This is a genomic window from Pseudomonas sp. Q1-7, assembly GCF_028010285.1.
GTDB lineage: Bacteria > Pseudomonadota > Gammaproteobacteria > Pseudomonadales > Pseudomonadaceae > Metapseudomonas.
In genome coordinates, this window is the sequence record NZ_CP116304.1 from 1,755,421 (window position 1) to 1,772,713 (window position 17,293).

Sequence of the window (17,293 nt, forward strand, 5' to 3'; positions counted from 1 at the left end):
CCAAACCTCCCTTACTTCAACTGATCGGAAAAGAACTCGCCGGCGCCCTGTAGCGGACCGAGGGGATTGCGCTTGACCTCGTAGCGGCGAATGTTCGGCTCGCCGTTGCTCACCTTGTGCACCAGTACGTCATCCACCAGCACGAAGACCGCGCGGAAGGTCCAGCCCTGCAGTTCACGGTTCTTGCGGAAGTTGAATACGTCAGCCCAGAAATTGCCGACGCGCTGGGTGTCGGTCTTGGTGAACTCGAAGGCGTAGCCGATGCAGCGGTCCTTCGCTTCCAGGCAGCTCATCAGGCCGTCGGGCAGGTAGTCGATGGGGACGTTGGGCTGCACGAACATCAGGCGCACGTCGATGAACGACAGCATCTTGCCATTGCCCTGGACGAGCGGGTCGAAGCCCAGCGAGAACAGCTCGGTCCGGCTGGTCTTGCCGGGCTGAGCCTGGGAATAGCGGATTTCCGCGTCGGTGTAGTCGCGAAAGGGTGACAACACTTCCGCCCGTTCGCTGGGTAACAGGCTACCGCAGCCTGAGAGAAGCACTGCACAGCACAGCATCAAGCTCCACAGTCGTACCAGACCACCCATCCCGCGTTCCCCATTTCAAGTGTCCGCCTAATTCCTATAGCCGATTTCCCGCGAGGGTGCCGATGGTTTTTCCCTGCTTGCCAACGGGGTCAAGCTCCTTGGAACGGAGGCGGCGATGCCCCACTGGCCCAGCCAGTAAGTGAGGATGATGAGATAACTGGCGCCCTCGAAGGGGGCGACGAATCGATTGACGCCGATCAGGCTGTCGGACAGCACGAACAACGTCGCGCCACCGGCCGCGAGCAGCGCCGAGGGACGGTCGATTCCGCTGCCCAGACGGGCCAGGGCACGCCAGAGCATGGCACTGATGGCCAGTGCGTAGCAGGCTACCGGCAGCAGCAATGCGCCCAGGCCGCCGCTGGCAAGCAGGGCAAAGATGGCGCCACCCGCGCTGGCCGCCGCCAGCAGCGCCAGTGGGGCCAGGCGGCGGGTATTCAGCAGGTAGGCGCGCAGGTACGCCAGGTGGGCGACGAGGAAGGCGCCGAGGCCGAAGACGAACAGGTCGCCCGGCCACTCCAGCAGCATGTCGCCGAGCAGCGACAACCCCAGGCCGACGGTGATCCAGCGGCGGTACGGACTGCTCGGTGCGCGGCGCAACCAGAACAGCAGGGCGATGACGGGGACGGGCTTGCTGACGAAGGACAGCCAGTCCAGTTCCAGCGCGCGGCCGGCGAGAAAGGCCAGCACGCCGGCCAGTCCGAAGATCAGGGTTCCCATAAGTGCTCCTGCGGATTCGACAGAGCCCCACTATGGGAAGGTGCCGACGCGCGCGCCAGGCGGCGGACGCCAGCGGCACCGTCATTTGGTGCTATTTGACGCTGATCTGGCAGTCGAAGGATTTGGCGGGCGCCACCTCGACTTCCCAAGGGCGCTGGTAGTCCAGGTGCAGGCGGCCCTCGCCGGGCTGGCTGGCCTTGAAGCGCCAGGTGGATTGGCCGGCGCTGCCCACCAGGCCGGCATCCTCCGGCGTCGAGTAGACCTCCGGGCCGAGGCTCTGCAGCACGTTGGCGGCGGCGTCGCGCATGACCCAGCGGAAACCGGTGGTGGGATTGCTGGGCAGGGTCAACACCAGGGGCTGGCCCTGGCTGAGGGACAGCGGACAGTCATCCCGCTGGTCCTGGACCAGGACGGGGCCGGTCTTCTGCTGGGCGCAGGCGGTGAGCAGGGCGAGGCCCAGTGGCAACAGCAGGCGAGGGGAGGGGACGAGGGACATCGGCGGCTCCATCGATCAAGGGCGGGGCCAGCATAACGGCTGGCTCCGCCCTTGCGTAGGCTGCGAGGAGAAATGACCGGGATGGCGGCTCATCTCGCCGCGGCGACGCGTGACCTGGTGGCGACGTGTAAGCGACTTCGAGCGCGAGCGAACTCGCGCTCCCATCGCGCGCAGGCTCAGTCGAAAAGCACCTTGGCGACATCGGCGAAGCGCCGCGCGAAGTGCACCGTCAGGCCTTCCTTGAGGTAGTCGGGCAGTTCTTCGAAAGCCCCCCGGTTGGCTTCCGGCAGGATCAGCTCGAAGAGCTTCTGCCGGCGCGCGGCGATAACCTTCTCGCGCACCCCGCCGATGGGGAGTACCTGGCCGGTGAGGGTCAACTCGCCGGTCATGGCCACGCCTTTCTTCGGCGTCTGGTTGCGTGCCAGGGAGAGCAGCGCGCTGGCCATGGTGATGCCGGCGCTGGGACCGTCCTTGGGCGTGGCGCCTTCCGGTACGTGGAGGTGGACGAAGGCCTGGTCGAAGAAGGTCGGATCGCCGCCGTAACGCTTCAGGTGTGCGCTGATATAGCTGTAGGCGATCTCGGCCGATTCCTTCATCACCTCACCCAACTGGCCGGTGAGCTTGAAGCCGCGGTTGAGGGTGTGGATGCGCGTGGCCTCGATAGGCAGGGTGGCGCCGCCCAGACTGGTCCAGGCCAGGCCGGTGATCACGCCGACGCCCGCCAGCAGTTGTTCCTTGCGGAAGGGGGCCAGGCCCAGGTAGGGCTCCAGGTCCTTCTGGCCGACCTTGATCTTGGTGTCCGGCTCCTCCAGCAGGCGCACCACCGACTTGCGGATGATCTTGCCAAGCTGTTTCTCCAGCTGACGCACGCCGGCCTCGCGGGCGTAGCCCTCGATCACGGCCGTCAGGGCGCCGTCGGTGATGGACAGGCGTTCCTTCGGCACGCCGGTGCGTTCCAGCAGGCGCGGCCAGAGGTGGCGCTTGGCGATGGCGTGCTTTTCCTCCGTGATGTAGCCGGAGAGGCGGATGGTTTCCATGCGGTCCAGCAGCGGGCCGGGGATGGAATCCAGGGTGTTCGCGGTACAGACGAAAAGCACCTTGGACAGGTCCAGGCGCAGGTCCAGGTAGTGGTCGAGGAATTCGACGTTCTGCTCCGGGTCCAGGGTTTCCAGCAAGGCCGAGGCCGGGTCGCCCTGGTAGCTGGCGCCGAGCTTATCGATCTCGTCGAGCATGATGACCGGGTTCATCACCTCCACGTCCTTGAGGGCCTGCACCAGCTTGCCAGGCAGGGCGCCGATGTAGGTGCGCCGATGGCCCTTGATCTCCGCCTCGTCGCGCATGCCGCCGACGCTGAAGCGGTAGAAGGGGCGGCCGAGGGATTCAGCGATGGATTTGCCGATGCTGGTCTTGCCCACTCCGGGCGGCCCCACCAGCAGCACGATGGAGCCGGATATCTCGCCCTTGAAGGCGCCCACCGCGAGGAATTCGAGGATGCGACTCTTCACGTCGTCCAGCCCGGCGTGGTGCTTGTCCAGCACCTTGCGCGCGTGCTTGAGGTCGAGTTTGTCCTGCCCGTAGACGCCCCAGGGCACCGAGGTGGCCCAATCCAGATAGTTCCGGGTGACTGCGTACTCCGGCGATCCGGTCTCCAGGATCGACAGCTTGTTCAGCTCTTCGTCGATGCGTTTCTTCGCCTGCTCGGGCAGCACCTTGCCTTCCAGGCGCTGAATGAACCGCTCGCTATCGGCGCTGCGATCGTCCTTGGTGATACCCAGTTCCTGCTGGATCAGCTTGAGCTGTTCCTTGAGAAAGAACTCGCGCTGGTGCTGACCGATCTTGCGGTTCACCTCGGCGGACAGCTCGCTTTGCAGCCGCGCCATCTCCACTTCCTTGCGCAGTAGCGGCAACACCTTCTCCATGCGCTTGAGGACCGGCACCGTGTCCAGCACTTCCTGCAGCTCGCGGGCGGGCGCGGTGGTCAGGGCGGCGGCGAAGTCGGTCAGGGGCGACGGGTCGTTGGGGCTGAAGCGGTTGAGGTAGTTCTTCAGCTCCTCGCTGTACAGCGGATTGAGCGGCAGCAGCTCCTTGATCGCGTTGATCAGTGCCATGCCGTAGGCCTTCACTTCGTCACGCGGATCGAGGGGGCTCTGTGGATAGTCCACCTCCACCAGGTAGGGCGGGCGATGGCGCTTGAGCCAGCCGCGGATGCGTACCCGAGACAGGCCCTGGGCCACGAACTGCAGCTTGCCGCCTTCGCGGCTGGCGTGGTGGATCCGTACCAGCGTGCCGTGCTCGGGCAGGGTGTCGGGGTCGAAGTGGCGCGGGTCTTCCGGCGGATTCTCCATGAAGAACAGCGCCACGCAGTGATGTTCGGTCTTGCCCACCAGTTCCAGGGTTTCTGCCCAGGGCTCCTCGTTGACGATCACCGGCAGCACTTGGGCCGGGAAGAACGGGCGGTTGTGGATGGGGATGATGTAGACCTTGTCCGGCAGGGTCTGGCCGGGCAGTACCAGGCCCGTCCGCTGGCTGGAAGTGGCTTCTTCGACGATGTCGGCGTTGATGTCCTGATCGCTCATGGGGGCACCTGGCTATTGGCTTACCCAGGCTAGATGGGGCGGCCTGGAGGGCATTTCAACCGCCTGTGGCGATGACCCCTGCCGGGCGGTGCTGTGCAACCCGGGTTGCGACGTCTAGAATGCGCAAATTTTGTACAAGTTGCCCCATGTTCGAAGCCCGCCTCCTGCGCCTGGACGATCAGGTTCACCACCACGCCCACGACCATCACCAACTGGTGATGTCCCTGGCCGGCCGCGCCGACTTCGAGGTGGACGGACGTGGCGGCGAAGTATGCCGGATGCGTGCCTGCCTGGTGCCGGGCGATGCCGGACACGGATTCGCCGGCGTGGGCGAGAACCACATGCTGATCCTCGATCTGGACGAGCAGGGCACCTCGCCCGAGGACCTGGAATTGCTCGGCCGCCTCTTCGAGACGCCGCGGTACCCGGAGCTGGATGCGGATTTCCAGAACCTCCTGAGCTATGCCGGCGCCGAACTGGCCCGTTACGGCAGCGACCCGATGCTCGCCCGCTCCCTCGGCGGCATCCTCCTGCGTGCCCTGTACCTGCGGCTGTTTGGCGAGGTGCGCCGGCGCCCGCTGGGCAGCCTCGACATCGAGCGCCTGGACGACTACATACGGGACAACCTGGCGCGCCGGATCAGTGTGGCGGAGCTGGCCCAGGTGGCCTGCCTGAGTCCGAGCCATTTCCATGCGCAATTCAAGGACAGCCTGGGCCTGACCCCTCACCAGTACCTCTTGAAGACCCGCCTCGATCGCGCCGCGCGCCTGCTGCGGGAAAGCGATCGACCCCTGGTGCGCATCGCCGAGGAGTGCGGCTTCTCCAGTCAGAGTGCGCTGACCACGGCCATGCGTCGCTACCTGGGCCTGACGCCCAAGCGCTTGCGCGGCGCCGAATAGATCCCGCCCCGCCGTTTCCCGCGTTGCCGGTTATCGGTATTTTTCGCGTAAGTGCAACCGTGCTGGCTTGATTGGGCAACCTTTGCATGAGTTGCTTGTTTGGGTTGTACCCCTATGGAGCAACCTGATGCTTCGTGTGGGGATTGGTTTTTTCCTGGAATGTCCGGCTGGACTGACATGGTCGAGGTTGCACCTTTTGGCGGAAAGTTCCCTGAATCAGAGTTTTTCGCAAATAAACCAGAGAATCCGACAAGAAAGGCGCAGTGCCATATCTCTAAATTCCGCACTCGCCTCACGGCCGCCAAGCGCTCGAAGCGCTCTTGCGGGCCGGGGAGGTTGAACTAGACCAAAGTAGAAGCGAATCCGGAGACGGGTGGGCGTGGCACCGATCGCAGGCCGCCCTTCCCCGGGCAGTGGTCGCGTTGCCGTCTTGTCCACTGCCGTCATTTGCAGCCCGTTGGTCGCCATGCCCTTCGTCTGCCGCCCCGCACGCGGCCCGTGGGGCAAGCAGGGGGATCACTTATTCGCATGGTGGACCGCGCCCGAACCGGCAAGGTCCACTGTCGCATTGGCAGGGCCGGATGCCCTGCGAACGTTGCTCGACCGGGATAGCGTCGGCTCCATGGCCGAGGCGGTCGGGAAGTTAACCGGTGGCTGCCACAAGCGCCCGCCAAATACCAACCACGGAAGCGGATGACCCGCCGCCTCCGAATAAAAACAAACGAACAGGGGAGACCCCCATGAGTGTGAGCAACCCGACACTGATTACCTTCGTGATCTATATCGCGGCCATGGTACTGATCGGCCTCTATGCCTATCGTTCCACCAACAACCTTTCCGACTACATCCTCGGTGGCCGCAGCCTCGGCAGCTTCGTGACCGCCCTGTCCGCCGGCGCTTCCGACATGAGCGGCTGGCTGCTGATGGGTCTGCCGGGTGCCGTCTACCTCTCCGGTCTCTCCGAAAGCTGGATTGCCATCGGCTTGATCGTCGGTGCCTACCTGAACTGGCTGTTCGTCGCCGGCCGTCTGCGCGTGCAGACCGAGCACAACGGCAACGCGCTGACCCTGCCCGACTACTTCACCAACCGCTTCGAAGACAACAGCCGCATTCTGCGTATCTTCTCCGCCGTGGTGATCCTGGTGTTCTTCACCATCTACTGCGCCTCCGGCATCGTCGCCGGTGCCCGCCTGTTCGAGAGCACCTTCGGCATTTCCTACGAAACCGCCCTGTGGGCCGGTGCCGCTGCGACCATCTGCTACACCTTCATCGGTGGCTTCCTGGCGGTGAGCTGGACCGATACCGTCCAGGCCAGCCTGATGATCTTCGCCCTGATCTTCACCCCCATCATCGTGATGATCGCCACCGGCGGCGTCGATCCGACCTTCATGGCGATCGAAATGAAGGACGCGACCAACTTTGACATGCTCAAAGGCGCCACCTTCATCGGTGTGATCTCCCTGCTCGCCTGGGGTCTGGGCTACTTCGGCCAGCCGCACATCCTGGCCCGCTTCATGGCCGCCGATTCGGTCAAGTCCATTCCGAACGCCCGCCGCATCTCCATGGCCTGGATGATCTTCTGCCTCGGCGGCGCGGTGGCTGTGGGCTTCTTCGGTATCGCCTACTTCTCCGCCCATCCGGAGCAGGCCGGCGCCGTTGGCGAGAACCATGAGCGCGTGTTCATCGAACTGGCCAAGATCCTCTTCAACCCCTGGATCGCCGGCGTGCTGCTGTCCGCCATCCTGGCGGCGGTAATGTCCACCCTGAGCTGCCAGCTGCTGGTGTGCTCCAGTGCCCTGACCGAAGACTTCTACAAGGCCTTCTTCCGCAAGAGCGCCAGCCAGCTTGAGCTGGTGTGGGTCGGTCGCGCCATGGTGCTGCTGGTGGCCGTGGTCGCCATCTCCATCGCCTCCAACCCGGACAGCAAGGTGCTGGGCCTGGTGTCCTACGCCTGGGCCGGTTTCGGCGCCGCCTTCGGTCCGGTGGTGATCCTGTCCCTGCTGTGGAAGGGCATGACCCGCAACGGCGCGCTGGCGGGCATGATCCTGGGTGCTGTCACCGTGGTCCTGTGGAAGAACTTCTTCGGCTGGACCGGCCTGTACGAGATCGTTCCGGGCTTCATCCTCTGCACCCTCGGCATCATGATCTTCAGCAAGGTCGGCAGCGCTCCGTCCGCCGCCATGCTCAAGCGCTTCGACGAAGCCGAGAAGGAATACCAGGACGCCCACATCTGACTCTGTGCGGCGCGCGGCTGGTCCTCCGCGTGCCGCGCTCCGGGGTATCCCGGGCTCTCACCTACGACCCGATAGTGCTTCACCGGCCCATGTCCTCGGATATGGGCCGGTTTTTTTTGCCTGGGCGATGCCCCGGCAAGAGTGGGGAGGGCGCGGCGTGCAGGCTTCGGGGCGCGTCCGGCTCCGGTAAGACCATGGTCGAATGGCCCCACAGAAGGGTGGGGGATACAAAAGGCGCCATACAAAAACAACTACCCACCGAGGTAAGACCCATGAGTGCTGCTTCTCTGTATCCGGTCCGCCCTGAAGTGGCCGCCCAGTCCCTCACCGACGAAGCGACCTACAAAGCCATGTACCAGCAGTCCGTCATCAACCCCGACGGCTTCTGGCGCGAGCAGGCCAAGCGCCTCGACTGGATCAAGCCCTTCAACAAGGTGAAGCAGACCTCCTTCGACGACCACCACGTCGACATCAAGTGGTTCGCCGACGGTACCCTCAACGTCTCCGCCAACTGCCTGGACCGTCACCTGGAAACCCGTGGCGACCAGGCGGCGATCATCTGGGAAGGCGACGATCCGTCCCAGAGCCGCACCATCACCTACCGCGAGCTGCACGAGCAGGTCTGCAAGTTCGCCAATGCCCTGCGTGGCCAGGACGTGCACCGTGGCGACGTGGTGACCATCTACATGCCGATGATTCCGGAAGCGGTGGTCGCCATGCTGGCCTGCACCCGTATCGGCGCCATCCATTCCGTGGTGTTCGGTGGCTTCTCCCCCGAGGCCCTGGCCGGACGCATCATTGACTGCGGCTCCAAGGTGGTGATCACCGCCGACGAGGGTTTGCGCGGTGGCAAGAAGGTGTCGCTGAAGGCCAATGTCGACGACGCGCTGACCAACCCGGAAACCAACAGCGTGCAGAAAATCATCGTGTGCAAGCGCACCGGTGCCGACATCAAGTGGAACCCGCATCGCGACATCTGGTTCGAGGACCTGATGAAAGTGGCCGGCTCCACCTGCCTGCCGAAGGAAATGGGTGCCGAGGACCCGCTGTTCATCCTCTATACCTCCGGCTCCACCGGTAAACCCAAGGGCGTGCTGCACACCACCGGGGGCTACCTGGTCTACGCCTCGCTGACCCATGAGCGGGTGTTCGACTATCGCCCTGGCGAGGTCTTCTGGTGCACCGCCGACATCGGCTGGGTCACCGGTCACACCTACCTGGTCTACGGCCCGCTGGCCAACGGCGCCACCACCCTGATGTTCGAGGGCGTGCCGAACTACCCGGACGTGACCCGTGTGGCCAAGATCGTCGACAAGCACAAGGTCAACATTCTCTACACCGCTCCCACCGCTATCCGCGCCATGATGGCCGAGGGCAAGGCGGCGGTCGAAGGCGCCGACGGTTCCAGCCTGCGCCTGCTGGGGTCGGTGGGTGAGCCGATCAACCCGGAGGCCTGGCACTGGTACTACGAGAACGTCGGCCAGGGCCGCTGCCCGATCGTCGACACCTGGTGGCAGACCGAGACTGGCGCCTGCCTGATGACCCCGCTACCGGGCGCCCATCCGTTGAAGCCGGGTTCCGCCGCGCGTCCCTTCTTCGGCGTGCAGCCGGCCCTTGTGGATAACCTTGGCAACATCATCGAGGGTGCCGCCGAAGGCAACCTGGTGATCATCGATTCCTGGCCGGGTCAGGCCCGTACTCTCTACGGCGACCACGACCGTTTCGTCGACACCTACTTCAAGACCTTCAAGGGTATGTACTTCACCGGCGACGGCGCCCGTCGCGATGAGGACGGTTACTTCTGGATCACCGGTCGCGTGGACGACGTGCTGAACGTTTCCGGCCATCGCATGGGTACCGCGGAAATCGAAAGCGCCATGGTCGCCCACTCCAAGGTGGCCGAAGCCGCCGTGGTCGGCGTCCCCCATGACATCAAGGGGCAGGGCATCTATGTCTATGTCACCCTGAATGCCGGCGAGGAGGCTTCCGAGCAACTGCGCCAGGAGCTGAAGGCCTGGGTGCGCAAGGAGATCGGTCCGATCGCCACCCCGGATGTCATCCAGTGGGCGCCGGGCCTGCCGAAGACCCGCTCGGGCAAGATCATGCGCCGCATCCTGCGCAAGATCGCCGTGGCCGAGTACGACGCCCTCGGCGACATCTCCACGCTGGCCGATCCCGGTGTGGTGCAACACCTCATCGATACCCATCGCACCATGCAGGCGGCCTGACCCGGGCCAGCCACCGAACCCCGCCCCGGCCACAAGCCGGGGCGGGGTTTTTCGTTTCTGTGTGGCGTCGGCGTCGGCGGTCGACGCGCGAAATCCGATTGGATATCGGCTTAGCCCGTGGGAGGGGCGCGGTCGTAACAGTCGGCGTTACGCCATGCACGTATCTGGTTCCATCGGAAACGCTCTGATCGATAGTGGTGCGTTTTCAATGGCGGCTCTCGCAAGTTGAAAAGCGCAAAGCCCCTTGAATAGTGGTCTGCGTGTTTTATGGCCCGACAATTGCCTGTTTATTAGGTTTAATGATTTTCCCTGTCCGCACTTTTTGTCCCGCCTGTCAATCCTCTTTCCCTTGTCCTCCGGCCCTTCTGTAATTTGTTGTCGCATTGAAGAAATATCGACTTAAGGGCTGTGGCTAGAATGCCGCACACTCAGTCGTAGCCTTTTGCCTACAGCCACTGTCGGCAAAGACGACGACTCTTTCTACAATTTCGCGGACCGTCTGGACGTGTGCTTGCGCTGCCGACAGAAGCCATATCCTTTTGAAGGAGTCACAAGATGAAGAAGATTGCACTTCTCGGCGCCATGGCGCTGTCCCTGTTGTCGCCGCTGGTCGCCATGGCGGACGACAAGCCCCTGCGTATCGGTATCGAAGCGGCGTATCCGCCCTTCGCCTACAAGACGCCCGACGGCAAGATCACCGGCTTCGACTACGACATCGGCAATGCCCTGTGCGAAGAGATGAAGGTCGAGTGCAAGTGGATCGAACAGGAGTTCGATGGACTGATCCCGGCCCTGAAAGTGCGCAAGTTCGACGCGGTATTGTCGTCCATGACCATCACCGAAGAGCGCCTGAAGTCCGTAGATTTCACCGGCAAGTACTACCACACCCCCGCGCGCCTCGCGATGAAGGAAGGCGCCGTCATCAATGACCCGCTGGCTGACCTGAAGGGCAAGAAAGTCGGCGTGCAGCGCGCGTCCATCTACGATCGCTACGCCACCGAAGTGTTCGCACCGGCAGGTGTGGAAGTGGTGCGCTACAGCTCGCAGAACGAAATTTTCCTCGACATGTCCGCCGGCCGTCTCGACGCCACCCTGGCGGACGTGGTCAACATCGACGATGGCTTCCTCAAGACCGACGCCGGCAAGGGCTTCGCCCTGGTAGGCCCGGCCTTCACCGAGAAGAAGTACTTCGGCGAAGGCGCCGGTATCGCCGTGCGCAAGGGCGACAAGGCCCTGGCCGAGAAGATCAATGCCGCCATCGCTGCCATTCGTGCCAATGGCAAGTACAAGGAAGTACAGGACAAGTACTTCGCCTTCGACGTCTACGGCGAGTAATCGCAATTCCCTGAGAGTGGCACAAACTTCACATAGCGGTTTGTGCCACTTTTTCGTTGTGGCGGTGCCGTCCGGGGCCTTCCGGCGCGCTGCATGAGGATCTGATCATGCTCAACGGCTACGGCTCGACCATTCTCGAGGGCGCCTGGCTCACCCTGTTGCTGGCCCTTTCATCCATCACCCTGGCGGTGATACTCGGCCTGATCGGCGCGGCTTTCCGGCTCTCCCCGGTCAAGTGGGTGGCGCTGCTCGGCGAGACCTATGCCACGGTGATCCGGGGCATCCCGGACCTAGTGCTGATCCTGCTGATCTTCTACGGCGGTCAGCAACTGGTGAACGTGGTCGCGCCCATGGTCGGCTACGAGGACTATGTCGACCTCGATCCCTTCTGGTCGGGTGTCTTCACCCTCGGCTTCATCTTCGGTGCCTACCTCTCGGAAACCTTCCGTGGTGCCTTCATGGCGATTCCGAAAGGGCAGGGCGAGGCGGGCCTGGCCTATGGCATGAGCGGTACCAAGGTGTTCTTCCGCATCCTGGTGCCGCAGATGATCCGTCTGGCGATTCCCGGTTTCACCAACAACTGGCTGGTATTGACCAAGGCCACCGCGCTGATCTCGGTGGTCGGCCTGCAGGACATGATGTTCAAGGCCAAGAGCGCAGCGGACGCGACCCGTGAACCCTTCACTTTCTACCTCGCGGTTGCCGCGCTCTACCTGGTGCTGACCAGCGTCTCCCTGCTGGCGCTGCGCTACATGGAGCGACGCTACTCGGCGGGCATCAAGGCGGCTGAACTATGATCTTCGACTACAACGTGATCTGGGAGAGCCTGCCGCTCTACTTCGGCGGCGTGCTGGTGACCCTCAAGCTCCTGGCGATTTCCCTGGTCCTCGGCCTGACCGCGGCCGTGCCGCTGGCGCTGATGCGTGTGTCCAGGCAGCCCTGGGTGAATTTCCCGGCCTGGCTCTACACCTACGTGATCCGCGGCACCCCGATGCTGGTGCAGCTGTTCCTCATCTATTACGGCCTGGCCCAGTTCGAAGCCGTGCGTGAAAGTGCACTGTGGCCCTACCTGTCCAACGCGACCTTCTGCGCCTGCCTGGCCTTCGCCATCAACACCAGCGCGTACACCGCGGAAATCCTCGCCGGCAGCATCAAGGCCACGCCTCATGGCGAGATCGAGGCGGCCAAGGCCATGGGCATGTCCCGCGCCAAGCTCTACCGCCGCATCCTGCTGCCCTCGGCCCTGCGCCGCGCGCTGCCGCAGTACAGCAACGAAGTCATCATGATGCTGCACACCACGAGTCTGGCGTCCATTGTTACCCTGATCGATATCACTGGCGCCGCGCGCACCGTGAACTCGCAGTACTACCTGCCGTTCGAGGCCTTCATTACCGCCGGTGCGTTCTATCTGTGCCTGACCTTTATCCTGGTACGCCTGTTCAAGGCCGCCGAACGCCGCTACCTGGCCTACCTGGCCCCGCGCAAGGCCTGACGCCATGGAGCGAATCGATCACGAACTGCCCTGGGGTTGCCTCGGAACTCGTCGCCAACTGACGGTATTCCGTTTCGGTGGCGGTGCACGTAAGGCCTATATCCAGGCCTCCCTGCACGCCGACGAACTGCCGGGCATGCGCGTTGCCGTGGAACTCAAGCACCGACTGCGCGAGCTGGAAGAGCAGGGTCTCCTGAACGGCCTGGTCGAACTGGTGCCGGTGGCCAACCCCATCGGGCTCGGTCAACTGATCCAGGCCACCCAGCAGGGGCGCTTCGAGCTGGGCAGTGGGAAGAACTTCAACCGTGACTTCGCCGATCTGGCCGACCTGGTGGCCGATCGTCTGGTCGGGCGCCTGGGGGTCGATGCCGCCGCCAACGTGGCGCTGATCCGCCAGGCCATGGGCGAGGCCCTGGACGCCCTGCCGCCGGCCGGCTCCGAGCTGGACGGCCTGCAGCGCCTGCTGCTGCGGCAGGCCTGCGACGCCGACCTGGTGCTCGACCTGCATTGCGATTTCGAGGCGGCGGTGCACCTCTACTGCACGCCCCAGCACTGGGCCGACCTGCGTTCGCTGGCGGCGCGCCTGGAGGCTGGTGCGGTGCTGACCGCCGAAGACTCCGGCGGCAGCTCCTTCGACGAATCCTGCTCGCTGCCCTGGTTGCGCCTGGCGCAACGCTTTCCCGGGGCGTCGATTCCCCCGGCTTGCGTGGCAGCCACCGTGGAACTGGGCAGCATGGCCGATACCGACAAGCCGCTGGCCGAGGCCCGCGCCGAAGCCATCCTGGCCTACCTCGCCGACCAGGGCCTGATTGCCGGGCAGTGGCCGGCGGCACCGCAGGCTTGCTGCGAGGCCACACCTTTCGAGGGCGCCGAGTACCTCTACGCGCCGCATGCCGGCGTGGTCAGCTTCCTGCAGCCCGCCGGGGCGAAGGTGAAGGCGGGCGATGCGCTGTTCGAGGTGATCGATCCGCTGGAGGACCGCCATGCCGTGGTGCGCGCTTCGGTGGACGGCGTGCTGTTCGCGCGTGAGCGGATGCGCTTTGCGCAACCTGGACTTTGGCTGGCCAAGGTGGCCGGCCGTGAACCCATTCGTCAGGGACGCCTGCTGAGCGACTGAGCCAAACGAGACCGAGACCATGTACAAACTGGAAGTCCAAGATCTGCACAAGCGCTACGGCAGCCACGAAGTGCTCAAGGGCGTGTCCCTGGCAGCCAAGGCCGGCGACGTCATCAGCATCATCGGCTCGAGCGGCTCGGGCAAGAGTACTTTCCTGCGCTGCATCAACATGCTGGAGCAGCCCCACGGCGGCAAGATCCTGCTCAATGGCGAGGAGCTGAAGCTGGTGGCGAACAAGGACGGTGGCCTCAAGGCGGCCGATGCCAAGCAGCTGCAGCGCATGCGTTCGCGCCTGGCCATGGTGTTCCAGCACTTCAACCTCTGGTCGCACATGAGTGCCCTGGAAAACGTCATCGAGGCGCCGGTGCATGTGCTCGGAGTGCCGAAGAAAGAAGCCATCGAAAAGGCCGAGCACTACCTGGCGAAGGTGGGGGTGGCCCATCGCAAGGACGCCTACCCGGCGCACATGTCCGGCGGTGAGCAGCAGCGCGTGGCCATTGCCCGCGCCCTGGCCATGGAGCCGGAGGTGATGCTGTTCGACGAACCGACTTCGGCCCTGGACCCCGAACTGGTCGGCGAAGTGCTCAAGGTGATGAAGGACCTGGCCGTGGAAGGCCGCACCATGGTGGTGGTGACCCACGAAATGGGCTTTGCCCGCGAGGTGTCCAACCAGTTGGTGTTCCTCCACAAGGGGCTGGTGGAGGAGCGCGGTTGCCCGAAGGAAGTGCTGGCCAACCCGCAGTCCGATCGCCTCAAACAGTTCCTTTCCGGCAGCCTGAAGTGATCTCCGACATGGCGGCCCCAGGGCCGCCGTCGTGCGTTCCAAGCCCTTGTCCGCCTTGTCCCTTTCCTCCTGCCGGGGTCTGCTAAGCTGCCTGCCATGACTGCCCATCGAATTGCCTTTCTCCTCTGGCCTGGTACCAAGGCGCTGACCCTGGCGCTGGCCGAGGAAGCCCTGCGCGTTGCCCAGCGACTGCATCCGGACGTGGTCTACGAGATGTCTTTCCTGCAGGCCGAGCCGGCCGCCGAGGGCGCCTGGCGCCTGCCCGGCGAACCCTGGGCCGGCAAGCTGGAAGGCCAGCAGCGCTTGTTCCTGGTGGCTGACGAGCCGCCAGCGCAGCTGTCGCCGGCGCTTTCTGCCGCGATCAAGCAATGCGTGCGTGGCGGTTGCGTGGTCGGCGGCCTCTCCGCGGGCGTCTACCCCTTGGCGCAACTCGGCCTGCTGGACGGTTATCGCGCGGCGGTGCACTGGCGTTGGCAGGACGACTTCACCGAACGCTTCCCCAAGGTGATCGCCACCAGCCACCTGTTCGACTGGGACCGCGATCGCCTCACGGCTTGCGGCGGTCTGGCGGTGCTCGACCTGCTGCTGGCGGTGCTGGCCCGCGACCATGGCGCGGAACTGGCCGGAGCGGTGTCCGAGGAGCTGGTGGTGGAGCGCATCCGCGAGGGTGGTGAGCGCCAGCGCATCCCGCTGCAGAACCGGCTCGGCTCCAGCCATCCCAAGCTGACCCAGGCCGTGCTGTTGATGGAGGCGAACATCGAAGAGCCGCTGACCACCGACGAGATCGCCCAGCACGTCTGCGTATCCCGTCGTCAGCTGGAGCGCATCTTCAAGCAGTACCTCAATCGCGTGCCCAGCCAGTACTACCTGGAGTTGCGCCTGAACAAGGCGCGGCAGATGCTGATGCAGACCAGCAAGTCGATCATCCAGATCGGCCTGTCCTGCGGCTTCTCCTCCGGCCCGCACTTCTCCAGCGCCTACCGCAACTTCTTCGGCGTCACCCCCCGCGAAGACCGCAACCAGCGCCGCGGCTCCAGTCCCTTCGAAGCCCAGCAGCAGCCGGCGGCGGTGGCCGAGCGGGGGTGATCCTTCTCTCTCCCTGCCTCTTCTTTTCTTGTGGGGGCGAATTCATTCGCTGAGCAGGCCGAAGGTCTGCTCTTCGAACCACCAGGGGGCAGCGCTGCTGCCCTTAGCGAATGAATTCGCCCCCACAATCAGTTTGGCCTTCGCTGTAAGTCATTCAGTCCCGCCCCTTCCTCTGATACCCGCCAGTCACCCTGTGGAGAAAATTTCCCCCACGGTGCGTGGCGGTGCCGATCAGCGTTTAAACTGCGCCTTCCCGACGCTTTCTGTCGCATTTCCATAAGCGCCGGTTTTCGCCGGGTTGGCGCTGTAAGAAGTTGTCGCATGGCGGCAATGCCAACCCCGATTCAGTCCCTACAATCCTTTCATCACTAGCCGTTCATGGCAGGAGAAACTGATGTCCGTTGAGCATGCGCAGGTCGAGCGCGCCGATTTCGACAAGGTGATGGTTCCCAACTATGCCCCCGCCGCTTTCATTCCGGTGCGTGGCGAAGGTTCTCGCGTCTGGGACCAGTCTGGTCGCGAGCTGATCGATTTCGCCGGCGGCATCGCAGTGAACTCCCTGGGCCATGCGCACCCGGCGCTGGTCAAGGCGCTGACCGAGCAGGCCAACAAGATCTGGCACGTGTCCAACGTCTTTACCAACGAGCCGGCCCTGCGCCTGGCCAAGAAACTGGTGGACGCCACCTTTGCCGAGCGGGTGTTCCTCGCCAACTCCGGCGCCGAGGCCAACGAAGCGGCCTTCAAGCTGGCCCGCCGTTACGCCCATGAAGTCTATGGCCCGCAGAAGCACGAGATCATCTCGGCCACCAACAGCTTCCACGGCCGTACCCTGTTCACCGTGACTGTCGGCGGCCAGCCGAAGTACTCCGACGGCTTCGGTCCGAAAATGGAAGGCATCGCCCACGTGCCTTACAACGACCTGGAAGCCCTCAAGGCGGCTATCTCCGACAAGACCTGTGCGGTCGTCCTGGAGCCCGTGCAGGGCGAAGGCGGTGTGCTGCCGGCGGACAAGGCCTACCTGGAAGGCGCCCGCAAACTGTGCGACGAGCACAACGCCCTGCTGATCTTCGACGAGGTGCAGAGCGGCATGGGGCGGACCGGTCACCTGTTCGCCTACCAGCACTACGGCGTGACCCCGGACATCCTCTCCAGTGCCAAGAGCCTGGGCGGTGGCTTCCCCATCGGCGCCATGCTGACCACCACCGAGATCGCCAAGCACCTGTCCGTGGGCACCCACGGCACCACCTATGGCGGTAACCCGCTGGCCAGCGCCGTGGCGGAAGCCGTGCTGGACGTGATCAACACGCCGGAAGTCCTGAGCGGCATCAACGCCAAGCACGACCGTTTCAAGACCCGTCTCGAAGCGATCGGCGCCAAGTACGGCATCTTCAGTGAAGTGCGCGGCCTCGGTCTGTTGATCGGCGCCGTCCTTTCCGATGCCTGGAAGGGCAAGGCCAAGGACGTGCTGAACGCCGCCGAGCGGGAGGCCGTGATGGTCCTGCAGGCCAGCCCGGACGTGGTGCGCTTCGCCCCCAGCCTGGTGATTCCGGATGCGGACATCGACGAAGGCCTGGATCGCTTCGAGCGCGCCGTTGCCAAGCTGAACCAGGCGTAAGCCGCCGCTGTACGCAGCGCAGGGACGCGCTGCACGTAAAAGAGCCCAGGGATGACAGGGATTCATACGTGAGCACGGGCCATCGGCCCGGCTTCTCTCCGGATGGAACCACTGGTTCGTCCGGAGT

General features: G+C 64.2%; 14 protein-coding genes. 10 read left to right on the forward strand and 4 right to left on the reverse strand.

Annotation, left to right across the window (positions count from 1 at the left end; translation table 11 throughout):
- Positions 1-11: 11 nt before the first annotated feature.
- The 4 genes from PJW05_RS08125 to lon form a co-directional block, all read right to left on the reverse strand.
- A complete protein-coding gene (locus PJW05_RS08125; RefSeq protein ID WP_442969248.1) occupies positions 12-557 on the reverse strand; it encodes a hypothetical protein in 546 nt (181 codons plus the stop codon).
- Between the two features lie 57 nt (positions 558-614).
- Positions 615-1,304: a lysoplasmalogenase gene (locus PJW05_RS08130; protein ID WP_271411208.1), complete on the reverse strand. Its 690-nt coding sequence runs from the start codon at positions 1,302-1,304 to the stop codon at positions 615-617.
- 91 nt (positions 1,305-1,395) lie between these two features.
- Positions 1,396-1,800, reverse strand: a complete 405-nt coding sequence (locus tag PJW05_RS08135) for a protease inhibitor I42 family protein (protein WP_271411209.1) — start codon at positions 1,798-1,800, stop codon at positions 1,396-1,398.
- Between the two features lie 176 nt (positions 1,801-1,976).
- Positions 1,977-4,376 (reverse strand): endopeptidase La, encoded by a 2,400-nt coding sequence (lon, locus tag PJW05_RS08140; RefSeq protein WP_271411210.1) that lies wholly within the window; start codon positions 4,374-4,376, stop codon positions 1,977-1,979.
- A 146-nt stretch (positions 4,377-4,522) separates the two neighbouring features.
- Between lon and PJW05_RS08145 the strand changes: the two genes are divergently transcribed.
- From PJW05_RS08145 to PJW05_RS08190, 10 genes are all read left to right on the forward strand, one after another.
- Entirely contained in the window at positions 4,523-5,275 is a 753-nt protein-coding gene (locus PJW05_RS08145) for an AraC family transcriptional regulator (RefSeq protein ID WP_271411211.1), read from the forward strand.
- Between the two features lie 740 nt (positions 5,276-6,015).
- Positions 6,016-7,509 carry a sodium/proline symporter PutP gene (gene putP / locus PJW05_RS08150; RefSeq protein WP_271411212.1) on the forward strand — a complete coding sequence of 498 codons (1,494 nt, stop codon included), beginning with the start codon at positions 6,016-6,018 and terminating at the stop codon, positions 7,507-7,509.
- Between the two features lie 272 nt (positions 7,510-7,781).
- Complete coding sequence (gene acs / locus PJW05_RS08155) at positions 7,782-9,737, forward strand: acetate--CoA ligase (protein WP_271411213.1); 1,956 nt, start codon at positions 7,782-7,784, stop codon at positions 9,735-9,737.
- A 555-nt stretch (positions 9,738-10,292) separates the two neighbouring features.
- On the forward strand, positions 10,293-11,072 hold the full coding sequence (locus PJW05_RS08160; protein WP_271411214.1) for an ABC transporter substrate-binding protein: 780 nt from the start codon (positions 10,293-10,295) through the stop codon (positions 11,070-11,072).
- A 107-nt stretch (positions 11,073-11,179) separates the two neighbouring features.
- The gene (locus PJW05_RS08165) at positions 11,180-11,869 is read left to right on the forward strand and encodes an ABC transporter permease (protein WP_271411215.1); all 690 of its coding nucleotides are present in this window, start codon (positions 11,180-11,182) and stop codon (positions 11,867-11,869) included.
- Complete coding sequence (locus tag PJW05_RS08170) at positions 11,866-12,564, forward strand: ABC transporter permease (RefSeq protein ID WP_271411216.1); 699 nt, start codon at positions 11,866-11,868, stop codon at positions 12,562-12,564. The genes PJW05_RS08165 and PJW05_RS08170 overlap by 4 nt, the downstream gene beginning before the upstream one ends.
- Before the next feature lie 4 nt (positions 12,565-12,568).
- Positions 12,569-13,681, forward strand: a complete 1,113-nt coding sequence (locus PJW05_RS08175; protein ID WP_271411217.1) for a succinylglutamate desuccinylase/aspartoacylase family protein — start codon at positions 12,569-12,571, stop codon at positions 13,679-13,681.
- 19 nt (positions 13,682-13,700) lie between these two features.
- Entirely contained in the window at positions 13,701-14,465 is a 765-nt protein-coding gene (gene aotP, locus PJW05_RS08180) for an arginine/ornithine transport ATP-binding protein AotP (RefSeq protein ID WP_028626373.1), read from the forward strand.
- Between the two features lie 96 nt (positions 14,466-14,561).
- Positions 14,562-15,551 (forward strand): transcriptional regulator ArgR, encoded by a 990-nt coding sequence (gene argR, locus PJW05_RS08185; RefSeq protein WP_271411218.1) that lies wholly within the window; start codon positions 14,562-14,564, stop codon positions 15,549-15,551.
- A gap of 394 nt (positions 15,552-15,945) precedes the next feature.
- Complete coding sequence (locus PJW05_RS08190) at positions 15,946-17,166, forward strand: aspartate aminotransferase family protein (RefSeq protein ID WP_271411219.1); 1,221 nt, start codon at positions 15,946-15,948, stop codon at positions 17,164-17,166.
- The last annotated feature ends 127 nt before the right edge of the window (positions 17,167-17,293 follow it).

Bases quoted from the DNA above. Each gene is read 5' to 3' on its own strand.
- aotP (WP_028626373.1), top strand. From the start codon at position 13,701: ATGTACAAACTGGAAGTCCAAGATCTGCACAAGCGCTACGGCAGCCAC.
- PJW05_RS08190 (WP_271411219.1), top strand. From the start codon at position 15,946: ATGTCCGTTGAGCATGCGCAGGTCGAGCGCGCCGATTTCGACAAGGTG.
- lon (WP_271411210.1), bottom strand. From the start codon at position 4,376: ATGAGCGATCAGGACATCAACGCCGACATCGTCGAAGAAGCCACTTCC.
- acs (WP_271411213.1), top strand. From the start codon at position 7,782: ATGAGTGCTGCTTCTCTGTATCCGGTCCGCCCTGAAGTGGCCGCCCAG.
- argR (WP_271411218.1), top strand. From the start codon at position 14,562: ATGACTGCCCATCGAATTGCCTTTCTCCTCTGGCCTGGTACCAAGGCG.
- putP (WP_271411212.1), top strand. From the start codon at position 6,016: ATGAGTGTGAGCAACCCGACACTGATTACCTTCGTGATCTATATCGCG.
- PJW05_RS08130 (WP_271411208.1), bottom strand. From the start codon at position 1,304: ATGGGAACCCTGATCTTCGGACTGGCCGGCGTGCTGGCCTTTCTCGCC.
- PJW05_RS08165 (WP_271411215.1), top strand. From the start codon at position 11,180: ATGCTCAACGGCTACGGCTCGACCATTCTCGAGGGCGCCTGGCTCACC.
- PJW05_RS08160 (WP_271411214.1), top strand. From the start codon at position 10,293: ATGAAGAAGATTGCACTTCTCGGCGCCATGGCGCTGTCCCTGTTGTCG.
- PJW05_RS08145 (WP_271411211.1), top strand. From the start codon at position 4,523: ATGTTCGAAGCCCGCCTCCTGCGCCTGGACGATCAGGTTCACCACCAC.
- PJW05_RS08170 (WP_271411216.1), top strand. From the start codon at position 11,866: ATGATCTTCGACTACAACGTGATCTGGGAGAGCCTGCCGCTCTACTTC.
- PJW05_RS08175 (WP_271411217.1), top strand. From the start codon at position 12,569: ATGGAGCGAATCGATCACGAACTGCCCTGGGGTTGCCTCGGAACTCGT.
- PJW05_RS08135 (WP_271411209.1), bottom strand. From the start codon at position 1,800: ATGTCCCTCGTCCCCTCCCCTCGCCTGCTGTTGCCACTGGGCCTCGCC.
- PJW05_RS08125 (WP_442969248.1), bottom strand. From the start codon at position 557: ATGCTGTGCTGTGCAGTGCTTCTCTCAGGCTGCGGTAGCCTGTTACCC.